Source organism: Pseudomonas sp. PH1b (assembly GCF_000633395.1).
Lineage (GTDB): Bacteria > Pseudomonadota > Gammaproteobacteria > Pseudomonadales > Pseudomonadaceae > Aquipseudomonas.
Genome location: NZ_AYMU01000002.1, coordinates 587040 through 602988 on the forward strand (window position 1 = coordinate 587040; position 15949 = coordinate 602988).

15 protein-coding genes are annotated in these 15949 nt (G+C 64.2%); 5 read left to right on the top strand and 10 right to left on the bottom strand.

Features of this window, described 5'->3' with window-relative positions; all coding sequences use genetic code 11:
* Positions 1-518: 518 nt before the first annotated feature.
* The gene (locus U873_RS0105305; RefSeq protein WP_025127245.1) at positions 519-1454 is read left to right on the top strand and encodes a chemotaxis protein CheV; all 936 of its coding nucleotides are present in this window, start codon (positions 519-521) and stop codon (positions 1452-1454) included.
* 90 nt (positions 1455-1544) lie between these two features.
* Positions 1545-2348, top strand: coding sequence for an MOSC domain-containing protein (locus U873_RS0105310; protein ID WP_025127246.1), 804 nt, complete (start codon positions 1545-1547; stop codon positions 2346-2348).
* Positions 2349-2422: 74 nt separating this feature from the next.
* On the opposite strand, the gene U873_RS0105315 is transcribed toward U873_RS0105310, so the two are convergent.
* The 9 genes from U873_RS0105315 to U873_RS0105355 form a co-directional block, all read right to left on the bottom strand.
* Entirely contained in the window at positions 2423-2707 is a 285-nt protein-coding gene (locus U873_RS0105315) for a pyrimidine/purine nucleoside phosphorylase (protein ID WP_025127247.1), read from the bottom strand.
* Between the two features lie 81 nt (positions 2708-2788).
* Entirely contained in the window at positions 2789-3331 is a 543-nt protein-coding gene (locus U873_RS0105320; RefSeq protein WP_025127248.1) for an exonuclease domain-containing protein, read from the bottom strand.
* A 209-nt stretch (positions 3332-3540) separates the two neighbouring features.
* Positions 3541-4515 (bottom strand): Ldh family oxidoreductase, encoded by a 975-nt coding sequence (locus U873_RS0105325; RefSeq protein WP_025127249.1) that lies wholly within the window; start codon positions 4513-4515, stop codon positions 3541-3543.
* A 106-nt stretch (positions 4516-4621) separates the two neighbouring features.
* Positions 4622-6577, bottom strand: coding sequence for an acetyl/propionyl/methylcrotonyl-CoA carboxylase subunit alpha (locus U873_RS0105330; RefSeq protein ID WP_025127250.1), 1956 nt, complete (start codon positions 6575-6577; stop codon positions 4622-4624).
* A gap of 56 nt (positions 6578-6633) precedes the next feature.
* Entirely contained in the window at positions 6634-7428 is a 795-nt protein-coding gene (locus U873_RS0105335; protein ID WP_218188923.1) for an enoyl-CoA hydratase/isomerase family protein, read from the bottom strand.
* On the bottom strand, positions 7428-8585 hold the full coding sequence (gene atuD, locus U873_RS0105340; RefSeq protein WP_025127252.1) for a citronellyl-CoA dehydrogenase: 1158 nt from the start codon (positions 8583-8585) through the stop codon (positions 7428-7430). Before atuD ends, U873_RS0105335 begins: the two co-directional genes overlap by 1 nt.
* 41 nt (positions 8586-8626) lie before the next feature.
* Positions 8627-10243, bottom strand: a complete 1617-nt coding sequence (atuC, locus tag U873_RS0105345) for a geranyl-CoA carboxylase subunit beta (protein ID WP_025127253.1) — start codon at positions 10241-10243, stop codon at positions 8627-8629.
* Positions 10244-10246: 3 nt separating this feature from the next.
* Positions 10247-11116 carry an SDR family oxidoreductase gene (locus U873_RS0105350; protein WP_025127254.1) on the bottom strand — a complete coding sequence of 290 codons (870 nt, stop codon included), beginning with the start codon at positions 11114-11116 and terminating at the stop codon, positions 10247-10249.
* Positions 11117-11126: 10 nt separating this feature from the next.
* A complete protein-coding gene (locus U873_RS0105355) occupies positions 11127-12917 on the bottom strand; it encodes an acyclic terpene utilization AtuA family protein (RefSeq protein ID WP_025127255.1) in 1791 nt (596 codons plus the stop codon).
* Positions 12918-13103: 186 nt separating this feature from the next.
* Here U873_RS0105355 and U873_RS0105360 point away from each other — a divergent pair, with 186 nt between their 5' ends.
* The 3 genes from U873_RS0105360 (at position 13104) to U873_RS0105370 (ending at position 15069) form a co-directional block, all read left to right on the top strand.
* The gene (locus U873_RS0105360; protein WP_025127256.1) at positions 13104-13727 is read left to right on the top strand and encodes a TetR/AcrR family transcriptional regulator; all 624 of its coding nucleotides are present in this window, start codon (positions 13104-13106) and stop codon (positions 13725-13727) included.
* 96 nt (positions 13728-13823) lie between these two features.
* Positions 13824-14618: an ABC transporter substrate-binding protein gene (locus U873_RS0105365; RefSeq protein WP_025127257.1), complete on the top strand. Its 795-nt coding sequence runs from the start codon at positions 13824-13826 to the stop codon at positions 14616-14618.
* Positions 14619-14712: 94 nt separating this feature from the next.
* Positions 14713-15069 (top strand): hypothetical protein, encoded by a 357-nt coding sequence (locus U873_RS0105370; protein WP_025127258.1) that lies wholly within the window; start codon positions 14713-14715, stop codon positions 15067-15069.
* Between the two features lie 36 nt (positions 15070-15105).
* Here U873_RS0105370 and U873_RS0105375 read toward each other — a convergent pair whose 3' ends face one another.
* Complete coding sequence (locus tag U873_RS0105375; protein ID WP_025127259.1) at positions 15106-15654, bottom strand: RNA polymerase factor sigma-70; 549 nt, start codon at positions 15652-15654, stop codon at positions 15106-15108.
* Between the last annotated feature and the right edge of the window lie 295 nt (positions 15655-15949).

Genomic DNA, 15949 nt, shown 5'->3' on the forward strand with positions numbered 1-15949 from the left:
GCTGAACGGGTTTAAGGTAAAGCGCGATTTTTGCAATTGGATATAGGATAAATCTGTTTTCTTTGCAGCGACCGCAGGCTGTCGCGAAAGCTGATTTGGATTGTTTTCGAACGCTGCCCACGTGTCGGCTGCAGCACGGCGAAGCGTATGTGCCGGGGCTTGAGGGGCGTGGGGGTTTAGGCTTGAAAGGGTGCTGGGCCACCTTTCTGCGATCAAAAACAAAAGCCTGACTCCATTCATGCAATGAGAATGGCGTCACATTAATGGCTATTGGATATTGCGAATATCAGGCTGGTCCTGATTGTTGATAGGGGAATCCCCTAGGCGCAGGAACTTAGCGCCGAGATAGAGGTCTCGCCGTCGCAGGGTAGTGCTGCTGAATTGACCGCGTCAGTAAACCATGATGTTAATGTGACATCAATGGCATCGTGTGGCAATTTGCATGCGGGTCAAGATACGGCGCATCCGGCCGATATCAGTCTTTAGTGAATTCATCAGAACAAGCCCAGGAGTCATTAATGGCCGGCATTCTCGACACGGTAGATCAACGCACCCAGCTGGTGGGTGAGAATCGCCTGGAAATCCTCATGTTCCGCCTGGCCGGTCGACAGTTGTTCGCGATCAACGTGTTCAAGGTCCAGGAAGTCCTGCAACTGCCGAAACTGACCCTGATGCCCCAGCGCCACCCGTTCGTCTGTGGCGTGGTCAACCTGCGTGGCCAGACCCTGCCGGTCATCGACCTGTCCCAGGCCATCGGCATGCGCCCGCTGATTCCGGGGCCGAACAGCACCATCATCGTCACCGAGTACAACCGCTCGGTGCAGGCGTTCCTGGTCGGCGGCGTGGACCGCATCGTCAACATGAACTGGGAAGCCATCATGCCGCCGCCCACCAGCGCCGGGCGCCAGCATTACCTGACGGCGATCAGCAAGGTCGATGACCAGTTGGTGGAAATCATCGACGTGGAGAAGGTGCTGGCGGAAATCGTTCCCTACAACGCCAAGGTCTCCCGGGAAAAACTCGAGGACCCGGTCCTGGAGCGTGCCCGCGGCCGTGAGGTGCTGCTGGTGGACGACTCCAACGTGGCGCTCTCGCAATTGCGCGACACCCTGGGCCAGTTGGGGGTGAAGATGCACATCGCCAGCGATGGCCTCAAGGCCCTGAACATGCTCAAGGCCTGGGCCGATACCGGGGTCGAGATGACCGACAAGCTGCTGATGGTGTTCACCGACGCGGAAATGCCGGAAATGGACGGCTACCGCCTGACCACCGAGATCCGCAACGACCCACGCCTGCGCGGGCTCTACGTGGTCCTGCACACGTCGCTGTCCGGCAGCTTCAACGAATCCATGGTGAAGAAAGTCGGTTGCGACAACTTCCTCTCCAAATTCCAGCCGGACAAGCTGGTGGACGTGGTCCGCCAGCGCCTGATGCTCGATGAAGTCGGTGCCTGAGTGCTGCGCATGCCTGAGGCCGATCGTGCTCCTTTGTTTCATCGGAGCCCTGGTATAGGGTGAGCGCTTTGCCCACACAGGGAGCTGGACATGCGTCTTAGCGCGCTTTATCGATACCCGTTGAAATCCGCCCGGGGCGAAACCCTGCAACAGATCAGCCTGGACAAGCTCGGGCTGGAAGGGGATCGCCGCTGGATGCTGGTGGATGAGGCCAGTGGGCGCTTTCTGACCCAGCGCGCCGTGGCGCGAATGAGCCAGTTATCAGCCCTGTGGAATGACCAGGGTGGCCTGACTCTTGAGGCTTCCGGCTTCAATGCCCTTGATGTGCCGCTACCGGCTAGCGATGCCCCTTTGCGTGGCGTGACCATCTGGCAAGACACCCTGCGGGTGCCTGATGCCGGCGATGAGGCAGGAGAATGGGTGAGCCGCTTCATCGGCAAGCCGACCCGCCTGGTGCATGTGCCCCTGGAGCGGGCCCGGACCACCGCCGCTGGCTACGGCAAGGACGATGACCAGGTGGCGTTCGCTGATGGTTTTCCGTTGCTGCTGATTGGCCAGGCCTCCCTTGAAGACCTGTCGAGTCGGGTCGGACGGCCCCTGGAAATGCTGCGCTTTCGGCCCAACCTGGTGATCGAGGGCAGCGCGGCCTTTGCCGAGGACGGCTGGAAGCGGATCCGCATCGGCGAGGTCGAGTTTCGCCTGGTCAAGTCATGCTCGCGCTGCATCCTCACCACCATCGACCCGCAGACCGGCGAGCGCAGTGCCGATCGCGAGCCCCTGGCGACCCTGCAGAAATACCGGGCCCGGGAGGACGGTGCGATGTTCGGCCAGAACCTGGTCAACGATACGGCGGGCCGCTTGCAGGTGGGGATGGCGGTGACGGTCCTGGAATGACCCTGATGCCACCATGAAAAATGCCCGTCTCCTTGGAGGCGGGCATTTTTTTTGATGCTCAGGCAGCGGCTCGATCAGCCGCGGTACTCGCACAGGTAGGCGGTGTCCACGGCGACCTTGAGCTGGAACTTGCTGTTGGCCGGCACATTGAACTGGCTGCCGGCAGGAAAGGTTTCCCAGTCGGCGCTGTCGGGCAGCTTGACGGTCAGCGCGCCGGAGACCACGTGCATGATTTCCCGCTGCGCCGTACCGAATTCGTATTCGCCCGGGGCCATGACGCCAATGGTGGCCGGGCCTTCGGCCGTGCCGAAGGCAATCGACTTGACGGTGCCGTCGAAGTACTCGTTGACTTTAAACATGGGCGATTCCTCAAGAAAGGGTCAAAAAGGTCGGCCAGTATGCACAAGGCCCAAATGGCCGTCACCTGCTACTGGCGTAGATCAACCGGGAAGAATCAACGGTAATAAGCGCGCCGTATTGCGCGCATCCTCCAGGGCCCGATGCTGTTGCCCATTGAACTGCATGCCGGCCAGTTGCAGCGCGGCGTTCAGGCCCAGGGGCCGCTCCAGGCGCCGGGCCTTGGCGAAGCGCTGCTTGAGGTTCATGTGCGGGACATCGTTGAGCAGGCTGTGCAACTGCTGGTTGTGCCATTCCAGTTGCAGTTGCCGGCGGTCGTAGTCACCCCAGCTGGCCCAGCCTTCCAGGCGTGGCTGATGCTGGCCCAGCCAGCGTTCGAACAGCGCCCAGACCTCGCTCAGGGGAGCCGCGCTGTCGATATTGGCCTGAGTGATGTGGGTCAGTTCGCGGCAGAACGGTGTCAGCATGGGGCGGCGCAAGGGTCGGACGAAACGCTGGAAGTGGTCTTGTTCTCGGCCCTGGCGGTTGACCAGGGTGGCGCCGATTTCAATGATTTCCATCTCGCTCAACGGCCAGCCCCCTTCATCCGTCGTGGCTTCCAGATCTATTACCAGCCAGTGGGGCATCACAAATTCCAGCCTTCGACATCCTGATGAGGCTTGAGCGTAGCCAAAGCCGAGGCATCCGCCTAGGGGCTGTCGAGGTTTGTTGGCTGGCCTGCTTCGGCGCTGGTCGCGGAAAAATGCCGGGTCCCGGTCAGCGAGGTTGGCCAGGGGAGCGCAAGGCTGAGGCCACCGAGCTGGCGTCACGCCAGGCATGGAATGGCGCGGACGGCTCAGGCAGGGTCATGGGAGGCGCTTTCCAGCTCATTGAGCAGGGTGTCGGCCAACTCGATGTCGGGGCTGCCAGCTTGCCGGCCGGGCACATGAATGCCTTTTTCCGCCAGGCGCTGCAACTGCTCGCCCAGGCGTGTGGTGAAGTCCTGTGCCAGCAACTGCGGCTGCAGGGCGATGATCAACAACCCGGCGCCGGGGCTCTGGCTGCCATCGGTGAAGGAGGGGGCATCCAGCGACCAGTGGGCACCGGTCAATCCGGCAGCCAGCACTTCGACCATCAGCGCGATATTTGCCCCGCGCGCGCCGCCGAAGGCCAGCAGCAGGCCATTGATCGCTTCACGGGCATCGGTGGTCGGGCGGCCGTGGCGGTCCAGCGCCCAGTCGGGAGGAATCGGCGTGCCGTCCTCGGCGGCCTGGCGCAGGTTGACGAAAGCCGTGGCGCTGGAGGCCTGGTCGATCACCAGCGCAGAGTCGCCGCTGACCGGAGCGGCAAAGGACAGCGGGTTGGTGCAGTACACCGCTTCCCGGCAATGGCCGGTGCCCATCAGGGCCGGACCGTTGGTGGCGGCAAAACACACCAACCCGGCATTGGCCAGGCGTCGGGTGTAGTAGCCGAGCTCGCCTGCGGTATAGCTGTTGTGCTGGGCCAGCAGGCTGATGCCGTAGTGGTTGGCGCGATGGCACAGTTCATCGAAGGCCCGGTCGAACCCCAGTTGGGCGATACCGCCGAGGGCGTCCAGGCGAATCAGGGCCGGCGCCGGGAACTCCAGGCGCGGCTCGACCGTGGCGGCGATTCGTCCACAGCGCAAGGCCCCGAGGTAGTCCAGCAGATGACAGAAGCCCAGCGCCGGCCGCCCCGCGAGCTCGGCGGCTACCGTGGCGGCGGCCAATGAGTCGGCCACTGCAAGGCTGGCTCCGGCCCGCACGGCCAGGCGCTGTGCCAACCGATGGGCCTGTTCCGGGCTGTAGCGCATCTTCATACTCCTGCTGCCAGGCGCCGGCCGGAACGGTCGGCTCACCGCACTTCTATATAGCTGCTCCTTCGGGGAACCGCTCGTTCGATCGGGCCCTGGCGCCGGGTTATTCCACTTCCACGAGTATCTGTCGGTTCTTCACCTGGTCGCCCAGGTTGACCTGGACCCGGGTGATCACCCCATCGATCCCGGCCTTGAGCGGGTGTTCCATCTTCATCGCTTCCAGCACCAGCAACAGCTGGCCCTTGCTGACGCGCATGCCCTCGCTCACCAGCACGTCGACAATCGCCCCGTCCATGGGCGCCTTGAGGGTGCCGCTGTGAACTCCCTGCTGCCCCAGTACCGGGGCATGGGTGCGGTCCTCTAGGTGCAGGCTGCCGTTGGCGCTGTTCAGCCACAACTCTCCGGCCTCCAGTCGATAGGCGCAGTGCCGGCGAAGCCCATTGATCTCCAGCGTGGTCCGGCGACCGTCGGCCCCCAGTACCTTGAGATCGAAGCCTTGTTCTGCCTGCTGCACCCGCAACCGGCCCAATGCCTGAGTGCTCAGTTGCAGTGACCACAGCTGCTCATTCAGGCCGAGGCGGTAATCCAGCGGCACGCTGGCCGGGTTGCGCCAGCCGCGTAGGGTCGAGCCGTGAGCGCTGGCGCTATGGTGATAGAAGAGCGCAGCGGCGATGGCCAGCTCCTCGGCACTGGGGACCCGGGGTTGCAGGCTCGGATCATCGGCGAAATGTTCGGCGATGAAGGCGGTGCTGAATTGGCCGCTGGCGAACAGCGGATGCCTGAGCAGGTTGGCCAGGAGCCGGCGGTTGCTCTCAAGGCCCAGCAGCACACAGTCCTCGACCCCGCGCAGCAGCTTGCGTCGTGCTTCTTCGCGGGTGGCACCGTGGGCGATCAGCTTGCCCAGCATCGGGTCGTAGAACGGGCTGATCCACTGGCCCTCCTGCAGGCCGTGGTCGGTACGCACGCCGGGCGCGGGCTCCCAGCGCAGCACCTGGCCGGTCTGTGGCAGGAAGTTCTGCGCCGGGTCCTCGGCATACAGGCGCACTTCGATGGCGTGGCCTCTGAGCACGACTTGTTCCTGGGACAGCGGCAAGGGTTCGCCGGCCGCCACCTGCAGTTGCAGGGCCACCAGGTCCAGGCCCGTGATCAATTCGGTGACCGGGTGTTCCACCTGCAGGCGAGTGTTCATCTCCAGGAAATAGAATTGCCCACGGGCGTCCAGCAGGAACTCCACGGTGCCGGCGCCGACATAATCCACCGCGCGTCCGGCCTTGAGGGCCGCCTCGCCCATGGCCTGGCGCAGTGCCTCGGTCATCACCGGGCAGGGCGCCTCTTCGATGACCTTCTGGTGTCGGCGCTGGATCGAGCAGTCCCGTTCACCCAGGTAGATCAGTTGCCCATGCTGGTCGCCGAACACTTGCATTTCCACATGCCGCGGCTCGATCAGCGCCTGTTCCAGGATCAGCTCATCACTGCCGAAGGCATGCAGGGCTTCGGAGCGTGCCGTGCGGATGTGCTCCAGCAGTTGCTCCGGTTGATGCACCAGGCGCATACCGCGTCCACCGCCCCCGGCGCTGGCCTTGATCATCAACGGGTAGCCGATGCGCTGTGCCTCGCGCTGCAGGGTGAGATCATCCTGCGCTTCGCCCTGGTAGCCCTGGATGCAGGGCACGCCGGCTTCGAGCATGGCGAGCTTGGAGCGACGCTTGCTGCCCATCAATTCGATGGCCGCGGCGCTGGGGCCGATGAACACCAGGCCGGCGCTGTCACAGGCCGCGGCGAACTCGGCGTTTTCCGAAAGAAAGCCGTACCCCGGGTGAATCGCATCGGCGCCGCTGCGCCGGGCTGCGTCGAGGAGCGCCGCGCTGTTGAGGTAGGACTGTTGCACTGCCGAGGGGCCGATGTGCACGGCTTCGTCGGCCATCTGCACATGCGGGGCATCGGCGTCGGCGTCGCTGAACACCGCCACCGTGCGATAGCCCAGGGCCTGGGCGGTACGCTGGATGCGGCAGGCGATTTCGCCACGGTTGGCAATCAGGATCTTGGTGAAGGCGGGCATCGATGGCTCCCTGAAATCGGTGTGATGGCGACGCGGGCATGGGCCGCTGGCAGGCGTCAACCGGCCCAGGCCGGCTTGCGTTTTTGCACGAACGCCAGGGTGCCCTCGATGCCTTCCTCTGCGGTGACCGCATTGGCGAAGTCTTCGGCGGCCTGGTCGAGCAAGGGCCCCAGGGGCTGTTCGACGCTGGCCAGGAGCAGGGCCTTGGTGGCAGCGTTGGCTCCGGGTGCGCAGCGCAGCACTTGGGCCAGTTGCTGCTGCAGGCGTTCCTCCAGGGCTGGCGCGCCGTGTTCGACGAAGTGCACCAGTCCCAGGCGCTCGGCTTCGCGGCCATCGAAACGCACGGAGGTCAGGGCCAGGCGCCGGGCCTGGGTCAGGCCGATGCGCTGGACCACGAACGGGGCGATCTGCGCGGGCAGCAGGCCAAGGCTGGTTTCCGGCAGGCCGAATTGGGCCTGGGCGTCACTGATGGCGATATCGCTGACGCAGGCCAGGCCGAAACCGCCACCCAGGACCGCGCCCTGAAGCACGCAGATCAGCACCTGGGGCAAGCGTTGCGCCTCTTCCAGCAAGGTGCCGAAAGCCCGGTTCAGCGTGCGATGGGCACTGCTGCCATGGGCCCGGGCGGCGGCCATGTCCTTGATATCGCCACCGGCGCAGAAGTGCCCGCCGCTGCCGCTGATCAGCACCGCCCGCAGGCGGCGCTGGTCGCGTACGGCAGCGAATACTGCCCGCAGCTCGCCGACCATCTGCAGGCTCATGGCGTTGCGGCTGTCGGGGCGGTTCAGGGTAATGCGCAGGACGCCACCGGCGGCTTCCAGTAGCAGGGTTTCGCAGGAGGGCAGGCTGATCATTTTTTCTTCCCCGGCAGAATGCCCATGAGCTTGCAGATGATCCCCAGCATGATCTCGTCGGCGCCGCCGCCGATGGACACCAGGCGCACGTCGCGGTAGGCCCGGGCCACCGGGTTGTCCCACATGAAGCCCATGCCGCCCCAGTACTGCAGGCAGCTGTCGCTGACCTCGCGGCCCAGGCGTCCGGCCTTGAGCTTGGCCATCGAGGCCAGGCGGGTCACATCCTGGCCCCGCACATACTGTTCGGTGGCCTGGTACACCAGGGCCCGCAGGCACTCGATTTCGGTGGCCAGCTCAGCCAGGCGGAAGTGGATCACCTGGTTGTCGATCAGCGGGTTGCCGAAGGTCCGGCGCTCCTTGCAGTACTCGATGGTGCTGTCGACGCAGTACTCCAGGCCCTTGATCATGTTGGCCGCGCCGAACAGCCGCTCCTCCTGGAACTGCAGCATCTGCATCATGAAGCCGGCGCCTTCGTGGCCGATGCGGTTGCGCTGGGGCACCCGCACGTTGTCGAAAAACACCTGGGCAGTTTCCGAGCTGCGCATGCCGAGCTTGTCCAGGTGCGAGCTGAGGCTGATGCCGGGGGTGTTCATCGGCACCATGATCAGCGACTTGTTGACGTGGGGCTTGTCGTCCGAGGTGTTGGCCAGGAGGCAGATGAAGTCGGCGCTGGGGGAGTTGGTGATCCACATCTTGCTGCCGTTGATCACGTAGTCGTCGCCGTCCTTGCGGGCGTGGGTCTTGAGCCCGGCGACGTCGGAGCCGGCACCGACTTCGGAGACGCCGATGCAGCCGACCTGCTCGCCGCTGATGGCCGGGCGCAGGAACTCGTCGCGCAGCTCATCGGAGCCGAAGCGCGCCAGGGCCGGGGTGCACATGTCGGTCTGCACGCCGATGGACATCGGAATGCCACCGCAATGGATGGTGCCGAATTCCTCGGCGGCGACGATGGAATAGCTGTAGTCCAGGCCCATGCCGCCGAATTTTTCCGGCTTGGAGATGCCCAGCAGCCCGAGGTCGCCGGCCTTGCGGAAAATCTCGTGAATCGGGAAGCGCCCGGCTTTCTCCCATTCTTCGACGTGGGGGTTGATTTCGCGGTCGACAAAATTGCGCACCGTGCGCCGCAGTTCTTCGTGTTCCTGGGTGAAGATCATTATTGTTCTCCTGAAGTTGGGTCAGACCGCGTAAATCCCTGTCAAAAACGCGCCACGCCGAAACTGTTGGGCTGTAAGGTGCGCTGCTCGGCCTCGTGGCAGATGTCCAGCAGGTAACCGAGCAGGGTGCGGGTGTCCCGCGGATCGATCAGCCCGTCGTCCCACAGGTTGGCACTGCCGTACAGGGCGGTGGACTGGCTGTCGAGCTTCTGCGCGGTGACTTGCTCCAGCATGTCGAGCATCTTCGGATCGGCCTCCTGGCCGTTCTTCGCATGCTTGGCTTCGGTGACGATGCGCAGCACCTTGCCAGCCTGGGCGCCGCCCATCACTGCGGTGCGGCTGTTGGGCCAGGCGAAGATGAAGCGCGGGTCCAGGCCTCGGCCGCACATTGCGTAGTTGCCGGCCCCGTAGGAGCCGCCGACGACGATGGTCAGCTTCGGCACCCGGGCATTGGCCACCGCCTGGATCAGCTTCGCCCCGTGCTTGATCACCCCTTGCTGCTCCGATTCGGTGCCCACCATGAACCCGGTGGTGTTGTGGAAGAACAGCAGCGGGGTACGGCTCTGATCGCACAGCTGGATGAACTGCGCGGCCTTGCTTGCGCCCTGGGGAGTGATCGGGCCGTTGTTGCCGATAAAGCCGCAGGCTCGGCCCTGGATCTGCAAGTGACCGCAGAGGGTTTGCGCGTCGAACTCGCCCTTGAACTCCAGGAACTGCGAGCCGTCCGCCAGGCGGGCGACGATTTCCCGAGCGTCATAGGGTTTTTTCGGGTCGTCGGGAATCAGCCCCAGCAACTCGTCGATGGGGTACAGCGGTTCGTTCCAGGACCGCGGCGGTTGCACCGGCAGCTGCGCGTTCCATGGCAACAGGCTGACGATCTCGCGGACGATGCGGATGCCGTCGGCGTCGTTCTCTGCCAGGTACTCGGCGGTGCCGGCCACCTGGGCGTGCATTTCGGCGCCCCCCAGTTCTTCATCGGTGGCCACCTCACCGGTGGCGGCCTTGAGCAGCGGCGGCCCGGCAAGGAACAGCTTGGCCTTGCCACGCACCACCACCACGTAGTCCGAGAGCCCGGGCTGATAGGCGCCGCCGGCGGTGGCCGAACCGTGGACCACCGTGATCTGTGGCAGGCCCATGGCCGACATCCGCGCCTGGTTGGCGAAACTGCGTGCCCCCTCGACGAAAATTTCCGCGGCGTAGTTGAGGTTGGCCCCGCCGCTTTCCGCCAGGGTCACCGCTGGCAGCTTGTTCTCCATGGCGATCTGCTGCAGGCGCAGGGATTTTTTCAGGCCGCTGGGGGAAATGGTCCCGCCCTTGATCGCGCTGTTGTTGGCCACCACCAGCATGCGCACCCCGCACACGTAACCGATGCCGGCGATCAGGCCGCCGCCGGCCTGGCTGCCGTCCTTGTCGTCGTGCAGTTTGTAGCCGGCCAGGCCCGCCAGTTCGAGAAAGGGCGCGCCCGGATCGAGCAGCAGGTTGAGGCGTTCCCGGGGCAGCAACTGCCCGCGCTGGTCGAACTTGGCCTTGGCCTCGGCAGCCTTGTCCAGGAGGTTCTGCTGCAGGTGCTGCAACTGTTGCAGGCCCGCCAGCATGGCCTGGCGATTCTGGGCGAACTGTGGGCTGTGGGGGGCGAGTTGGGACTGGATCACCGGCATGGATTATTCCTCGCCCTTGAGTACGTCGGGCAGGTAGGCGCGGTGAAAGCCGTTGTACGACTCGCTGTGGCGCGCCTTGCCCAGGGGCCAGGCGCGGCTGCCCAGGCTGGCGGCGCCGTCGATGCGCAGGGTGCTGCCGCTGATAAAGGCTGCGCCGGGGCTGAGCAGGAAGACGATGGCCGCGCTGACCTCCGACTCGGTGCCGATGCGCTTGAGCGGCACATGCTCGCGCAGGGTGGGGATCACCGCCTTGAACGCGCCTTCATAGGTGTCCATGCCGCTGGAAGCGATCCAGCCCGGCGCCACGGCATTGACCCGCACCCCGGCATGGCCCCATTCGTAGGCGGCGGTCTTGGTGAAGTTGTCCATCCCCGAGCGCGCGGCGCCGGAGTGGCCCATGCCGGGCATGCCGCCCCACATGTCGGCGAGCATGTTGACGATGCTGCCGCCGTGCCGGCTCATGGATTGGTTGAACACTTCCCGGGCCATCAGGAAGCCGCCCACCAGGTTGGTGCGCAGCACGGTCTCGAAACCCTTCTGGTTGATCGAGGCCAGGGGCGCGGGGTATTGGCCGCCGGCGTTGTTCACCAGGCCATGAATCGGACCAAAGCGCTCGATCAGTTGGCCGACCAGGGCCTTGACCGCTTCCTCGTCGCGAATGTCGCAGGCTTGCCAGTCGGCCTTGCCGCCGTCCTCGGCAATCTCGCCGGCGACCTTTTGCAGTTTTTCCGCCTTGCGTCCCACCAGCAGCACCTGGGCACCCAGGGCGGCGAGCTCATGGGCGGTGCAGCGGCCGATGCCACTGCCGCCGCCGGTGACGAGGATGGTCTGGCCGGCGAACAGTTGCGCTTTGAAGATCGAGTCGTACACCACGGCAGCTCCTTTAGTTGACGGCGTCGGCGATGCGCTGGGGCACCGGGATCTGGATTTCCAGCAACTGCTGGGCGAAGGCCTTGCCCTGCGGGTCGATGCGCAGGCTGGCGACCCCCCCACCGCCGAGGGCGTTTTCCAGCAGGAAGTTGAGGCTGTGGGTGCCCGGCAGGTACCAGCGCTGCACCCGGCCGTGGATGGGGTCGAGCACATGCCCCATCCAGTCCACCAGCACTTCGGGGGTCAGCGCCTCGGCGATCCAGGGCAGGTAGTCGGGGTGGCGCGCCAGCACGCCGATGTTGCTGTGGTTGCCCTTGTCGCCGGAGCGCGCCACCGCCAGTTTCATCAGGGGCACGCTAGCATCCGGGCGGCCCTGGGGCGTGGGCAGCGGGTGCGCAGCGGGCAGGGCGCAGGCCTGCGTCTCGTGCTCCGCGGGCAAGGGGCAGGGGTGGCGCTGGCCGGCGAAATCGATCTCCAATCGGCAGGCGTCCTTGGCCAGCAGGAAGGAGAACAGGCGAATCACCGGGTACACCGTCGGCCGTCCGCCGACGATCCCGGTCAGCCCCGGGGCCATGCCAGTGGCGGCCTGGGCGATCTCCCGGGAAAACAGCACCAGGGCGGCCTTGTTCGGGTGGCGCACGGCGAGCTTGATCACCACTTCGCGGCTGTCCTGGCGCCGGCCATGGGGGCCATAGGTGGCCTCGCTGCCCAGCAACTCGATGTTCACTTCGCTGTAGGGACCCCAACCGCGCTGGGTGAACATTTCGCCGGTCTTGTCGATGATCGCCTGGCTGACCCGGCGCGCCTTGGCCACCGCGTCGATGCCGGCCATCAGGCAACTGGCAGTGCAGCGGAAACCGTCCGGGTAGGTGGCGCTGACCTTGTACTGGTGGCTGGGGGGCAGGCCCCGGGCGCCCTGGACGCCCACGGCATTCGGGCCTTGTTGATGCAGTTCAACCTGGGAAAAGTCGCACACCACATCAGGAAGTAGATAAGCCTGTGGGTTGCCGATTTCGTACAGCAGTTGTTCACCCACCGTCAGTGGGCTGATCAGCCCGCCGGTTCCCGCGACCTTGCTGACGACGAAGTGGCCGTCGGCGCCGACTTCCACAATGGGAAAACCTATGTGCTCGTAGTCCGGCACCTCGCGCCAGTCGGTGAAGTTGCCACCGCTGCACTGGGCACCGCATTCGATGATGTGCCCGGCGAGGGCGGCCTGGGCCAGGCGGTCGTAATCCTGCCAGGACCAGGCGAACTCATGCACCAGGGCGGCGCTGACCACGGCGCTGTCGACGCCGCGCCCGGTGATCACGATATCCGCGCCCAGGCGCAAGGCCTCGACGATGCCGGGGGCACCGAGGTAGGCGTTGATCGAGACGCACATCGGCGGCAGCGGTGCGCCGCTGAACATCTCCTCGATTGCGCCGTCGCTCAGTTGCTTGAACTGCGGTTGCAGGTCGTCCCCCAGCAGCACGGCGATCTTCAGTGGCACCCCGGCCTGCTCGCAGGCGGCCTGTAGCGCTCGGGCACAGGCCTGTGGGTTGACCCCGCCGGCGTTGCTGATGACCCGCACTCCCTGCTGATGGATCGACGCCAGCAGGGGCCTGAGCACCTCGATGAAGTCCGTGGCATATCCCTGAGCCGGGTCCTTCATGCGGGCCCCGGCCATGATCGACAAGGTGATCTCGGCCAGGTAGTCGAACACCAGGTAATCCAGGTGGCCGCCTTCTACCAATTGCCCGGCGGCGCTGCTGGTGTCGCCCCAGAAGGCGCTGGCGCAGCCGATTCTTACGGTCTTGGTCATGACAGGGCTCTCGAGGAAAGAACTGCGAGGAGGCTACCAAGCAAGCGCTTGGTTTGTAAATGGGCCAATGGATTCTTCTGCCCAAGCGCTTGCTTGGTGGCGGTGAGGGGCTTAAATTGCGCGCGCCATAGCCGGTATTGCGGGTTAGGCTCAGCTATTGATCGATGTGACTGTAGGAGAACACCGGTGGACGAGCAAAAAGCCTTGCAGGTCGTGCGCGAGCTGATCGCCAGCGGGCAAGTGACCGACCCCGAGAGTGCCCGGGGCAAGCTGTTGCAGACCGCCGCGCACCTGTTTCGCAACAAGGGTTACGAGCGCACCACGGTGCGTGACCTGGCCGGCGCGGTAGGCATTCAATCCGGCAGCATCTTTCATCACTTCAAGAGCAAGGACGACATCCTGCGGGCCGTGATGCAGGAGACCATCCATTACAACACCGCGCTGATGCGTGCCGAACTGGCCGAGGCTGGCAGCGTGCGCGAGCGGGTGCTGGCACTGATCCGCTGCGAATTGCAGTCGATCATGGGCGGCAGTGGCGAAGCCATGGCGGTGCTGGTCTATGAGTGGCGCTCGCTTTCGCCAGAGGGCCAGGCGGCGGTTCTGGCGCTGCGGGACATCTACGAGCAGATCTGGCTGCAGGTGCTGGGAGAGGCCAAGGATGCCGGGTTCATCAAGGGCGATGTGTTCATCACCCGGCGCTTCCTGACCGGCGCCCTGTCCTGGACCACCACCTGGTTTCGCGCCCAGGGCAGCCTGACACTGGAGCAGTTGGCACAAGAGGCCTTGCTGCTGGTGCTCAAGGAGCATTGACCGGCTGTGTAAATATGACCCGCTGCATTGTCGAAGCGCCTGAAAGCGCCTAGCTTTACGGCATTCCTTTTCATTTGTCCGAGGTGTGTTGCCTTGATGTTCCTGCCGCTGCGGTCAGCCTTGCGAATGCTCTTGCTGGCGCTGGCAACACTTTGGCTCTGTCCGGCCTCTTCGGCGCAACTGGTGCGGGTCGCCGCGGCGCATTTTCCGCCTTATACCGTGCGTCCTGAAACCGGTGCCGATACCGGTTTGCTGCCGCAACTGGTGGAAGCCCTGAACCAGTCCCAGGACGACTACCAGTTCGTTCTGGTACCGACCTCGATCCCCCGGCGTTTTCGCGATTTCGAACAAGGTCGGGTAGACCTGGCGATCTTTGAGAATCCGGCCTGGGGCTGGCAGAACATCGAGCACACCAGTGTCGACATGGGCCTGGAGGATGCAGAGATTTTCGTTGCCCAGCGCCAGCCGAGCCGCCAGCAGGACTACTTCAGCGACCTTTCCGGCAAGCGCCTGGCGCTGTTCAGCGGCTATCACTATGCCTTCGCCCAGTTCAATGCCGACCCCAAGTACCTGGCCGACACCTACAACGCCACGCTGACCTATTCCCACGACAGCAACCTGCTGATGGTGCTGCGGGGCAGGGCGGACATCGCCCTGGTGACCCGTTCCTACCTCAGCGACTTTCTGGCGCGCAATGCCGAGAGCGCCGACCGGTTGCTGATCTCCGAGCGGATCGATCAGGTCTACCACCACTTCACCCTGATCCGCCCCAAGTCGCCCATCAGTGCCAGGGACTTCGCCGGGCTCCTGCAAAAGCTGCGGGACAACGGTCAATTGCTGAAGATCTTCGACCCCTACCGCATCGTGGTCATGGCCGTGCCTCGCGCCTGAGGCCGGTTTCAACTTGCCCGCACGGCAGCGGGCTAAATTTCCCGTCCCGGCCCACGTCACTTGGTTGAATGCCTAACCGACGGTGAGCCTTGCCATGTCCCTTGTGAATCCGCTGAGTGTCGAGGCCCTGTCGGCCGGCCTGGCCGCCAGTGCCGATGGGCGCGCGGCGCGCCAGGTGCTGTTCGAACTGTTGGGCGTCAGGGGGCAAGCGGCGCCCATGGACCCCCAGGCCGTCGCAGCCGCGCACCAGGACCGGATGGCCTTCTGGCTCTCGGCGCAAGTGCACGCCCTGTATCTGGACCCGCCGGGTACCGAGTGGCCAAAAGCACTTACCCACACGCCGGCCTGTGCTGCTCATGACCGTTGTCGGTACTGCCAGCAGGAATTCGATCTGTCGCACAAACGCGCAGCGTTGCGGGTACTTGGCCAGAGTGGCCTGCTTGAGCTGTGAACAGCGTTCAAGCCGGTTGTTGCAGGGTGTCGCTGATCAGCGGCGGGCGAAGGTGTCGGGACGGTTGCCCGAAACTTTGCGGCAATGCACCAAGGCATCGCGGATCATGAAGTTCACCAGGGTCGGCGAGACCCCGAGTTCCTTGGCGATGTCCTTTTGCGGCACGCCGTGCAGGCGGTACATCTCGAAGGCATAACGCGTGCGGCTGGGCAGCTCGGTCAGCGCATCGGCGATGTTTTCCAGGGTCGAGAAATTCATGTGGGAGGTTTCAGGTGAGGCGCCGTGAATGACCACATTCAAGCCTTCCTCTTCAGTGCCTGAATACTTCTGTTCCAGTGCCTGCTTGCGGTAGTGGTCGATGGCCAGGTTGCGCACGATCTGGAACAGGTAGCTGAGCTGAGCCTTGAACGAGGAGGTGATCTGCGGCGCTGACTGCAGACGGAAAAAGGCATCCTGAACCACATCTTCAGCCCGGGATCGGCAGCCGGTAATTCGGGCCGCGATTTTGACCAGGATCAGGCGGTTGTCGACAAAGGCCTGGAGTAACGGTGAATCGCACCTGCTTGTGGATACTTGTTCCGTCATGGAAATCACCTTGTTGCAAAGAGGTAAGTGGGACGACAGAAAATTCAGATCCGTCCTACACATCGAGCGACAAATTAGGCTGAATGATAATGATTGTCAATTGAGAAAAAGAACTAATGCTCTCCGTTAGTGCAGATTGAGAGCGGCTGCTCGTTCATGGGCCGGATCAGGGCTTCAGGGCCAGGATGAGGACTAATTATTTCAAGACGTCATCCGTTCTCATTGGAGAAAGATTCCGGGCAGCAGGCCCGGCCACGGCGCCCTCCGGATGCCTGTGACGTTCTTATAACTATTT

What these genes read in the sequence shown, in the direction of transcription:
- U873_RS0105305 (WP_025127245.1), top strand. Translation starts at nt 519, where the DNA reads ATGGCCGGCATTCTCGACACGGTAGATCAACGCACCCAGCTGGTGGGT.
- U873_RS0105310 (WP_025127246.1), top strand. Translation starts at nt 1,545, where the DNA reads ATGCGTCTTAGCGCGCTTTATCGATACCCGTTGAAATCCGCCCGGGGC.
- U873_RS0105315 (WP_025127247.1), bottom strand. Translation starts at nt 2,707, where the DNA reads ATGTTTAAAGTCAACGAGTACTTCGACGGCACCGTCAAGTCGATTGCC.
- U873_RS0105320 (WP_025127248.1), bottom strand. Translation starts at nt 3,331, where the DNA reads ATGCCCCACTGGCTGGTAATAGATCTGGAAGCCACGACGGATGAAGGG.
- U873_RS0105325 (WP_025127249.1), bottom strand. Translation starts at nt 4,515, where the DNA reads ATGCGCTACAGCCCGGAACAGGCCCATCGGTTGGCACAGCGCCTGGCC.
- U873_RS0105330 (WP_025127250.1), bottom strand. Translation starts at nt 6,577, where the DNA reads ATGCCCGCCTTCACCAAGATCCTGATTGCCAACCGTGGCGAAATCGCC.
- atuD (WP_025127252.1), bottom strand. Translation starts at nt 8,585, where the DNA reads ATGATCTTCACCCAGGAACACGAAGAACTGCGGCGCACGGTGCGCAAT.
- atuC (WP_025127253.1), bottom strand. Translation starts at nt 10,243, where the DNA reads ATGCCGGTGATCCAGTCCCAACTCGCCCCCCACAGCCCACAGTTCGCC.
- U873_RS0105355 (WP_025127255.1), bottom strand. Translation starts at nt 12,917, where the DNA reads ATGACCAAGACCGTAAGAATCGGCTGCGCCAGCGCCTTCTGGGGCGAC.
- U873_RS0105365 (WP_025127257.1), top strand. Translation starts at nt 13,824, where the DNA reads ATGTTCCTGCCGCTGCGGTCAGCCTTGCGAATGCTCTTGCTGGCGCTG.
- U873_RS0105370 (WP_025127258.1), top strand. Translation starts at nt 14,713, where the DNA reads ATGTCCCTTGTGAATCCGCTGAGTGTCGAGGCCCTGTCGGCCGGCCTG.
- U873_RS0105375 (WP_025127259.1), bottom strand. Translation starts at nt 15,654, where the DNA reads ATGACGGAACAAGTATCCACAAGCAGGTGCGATTCACCGTTACTCCAG.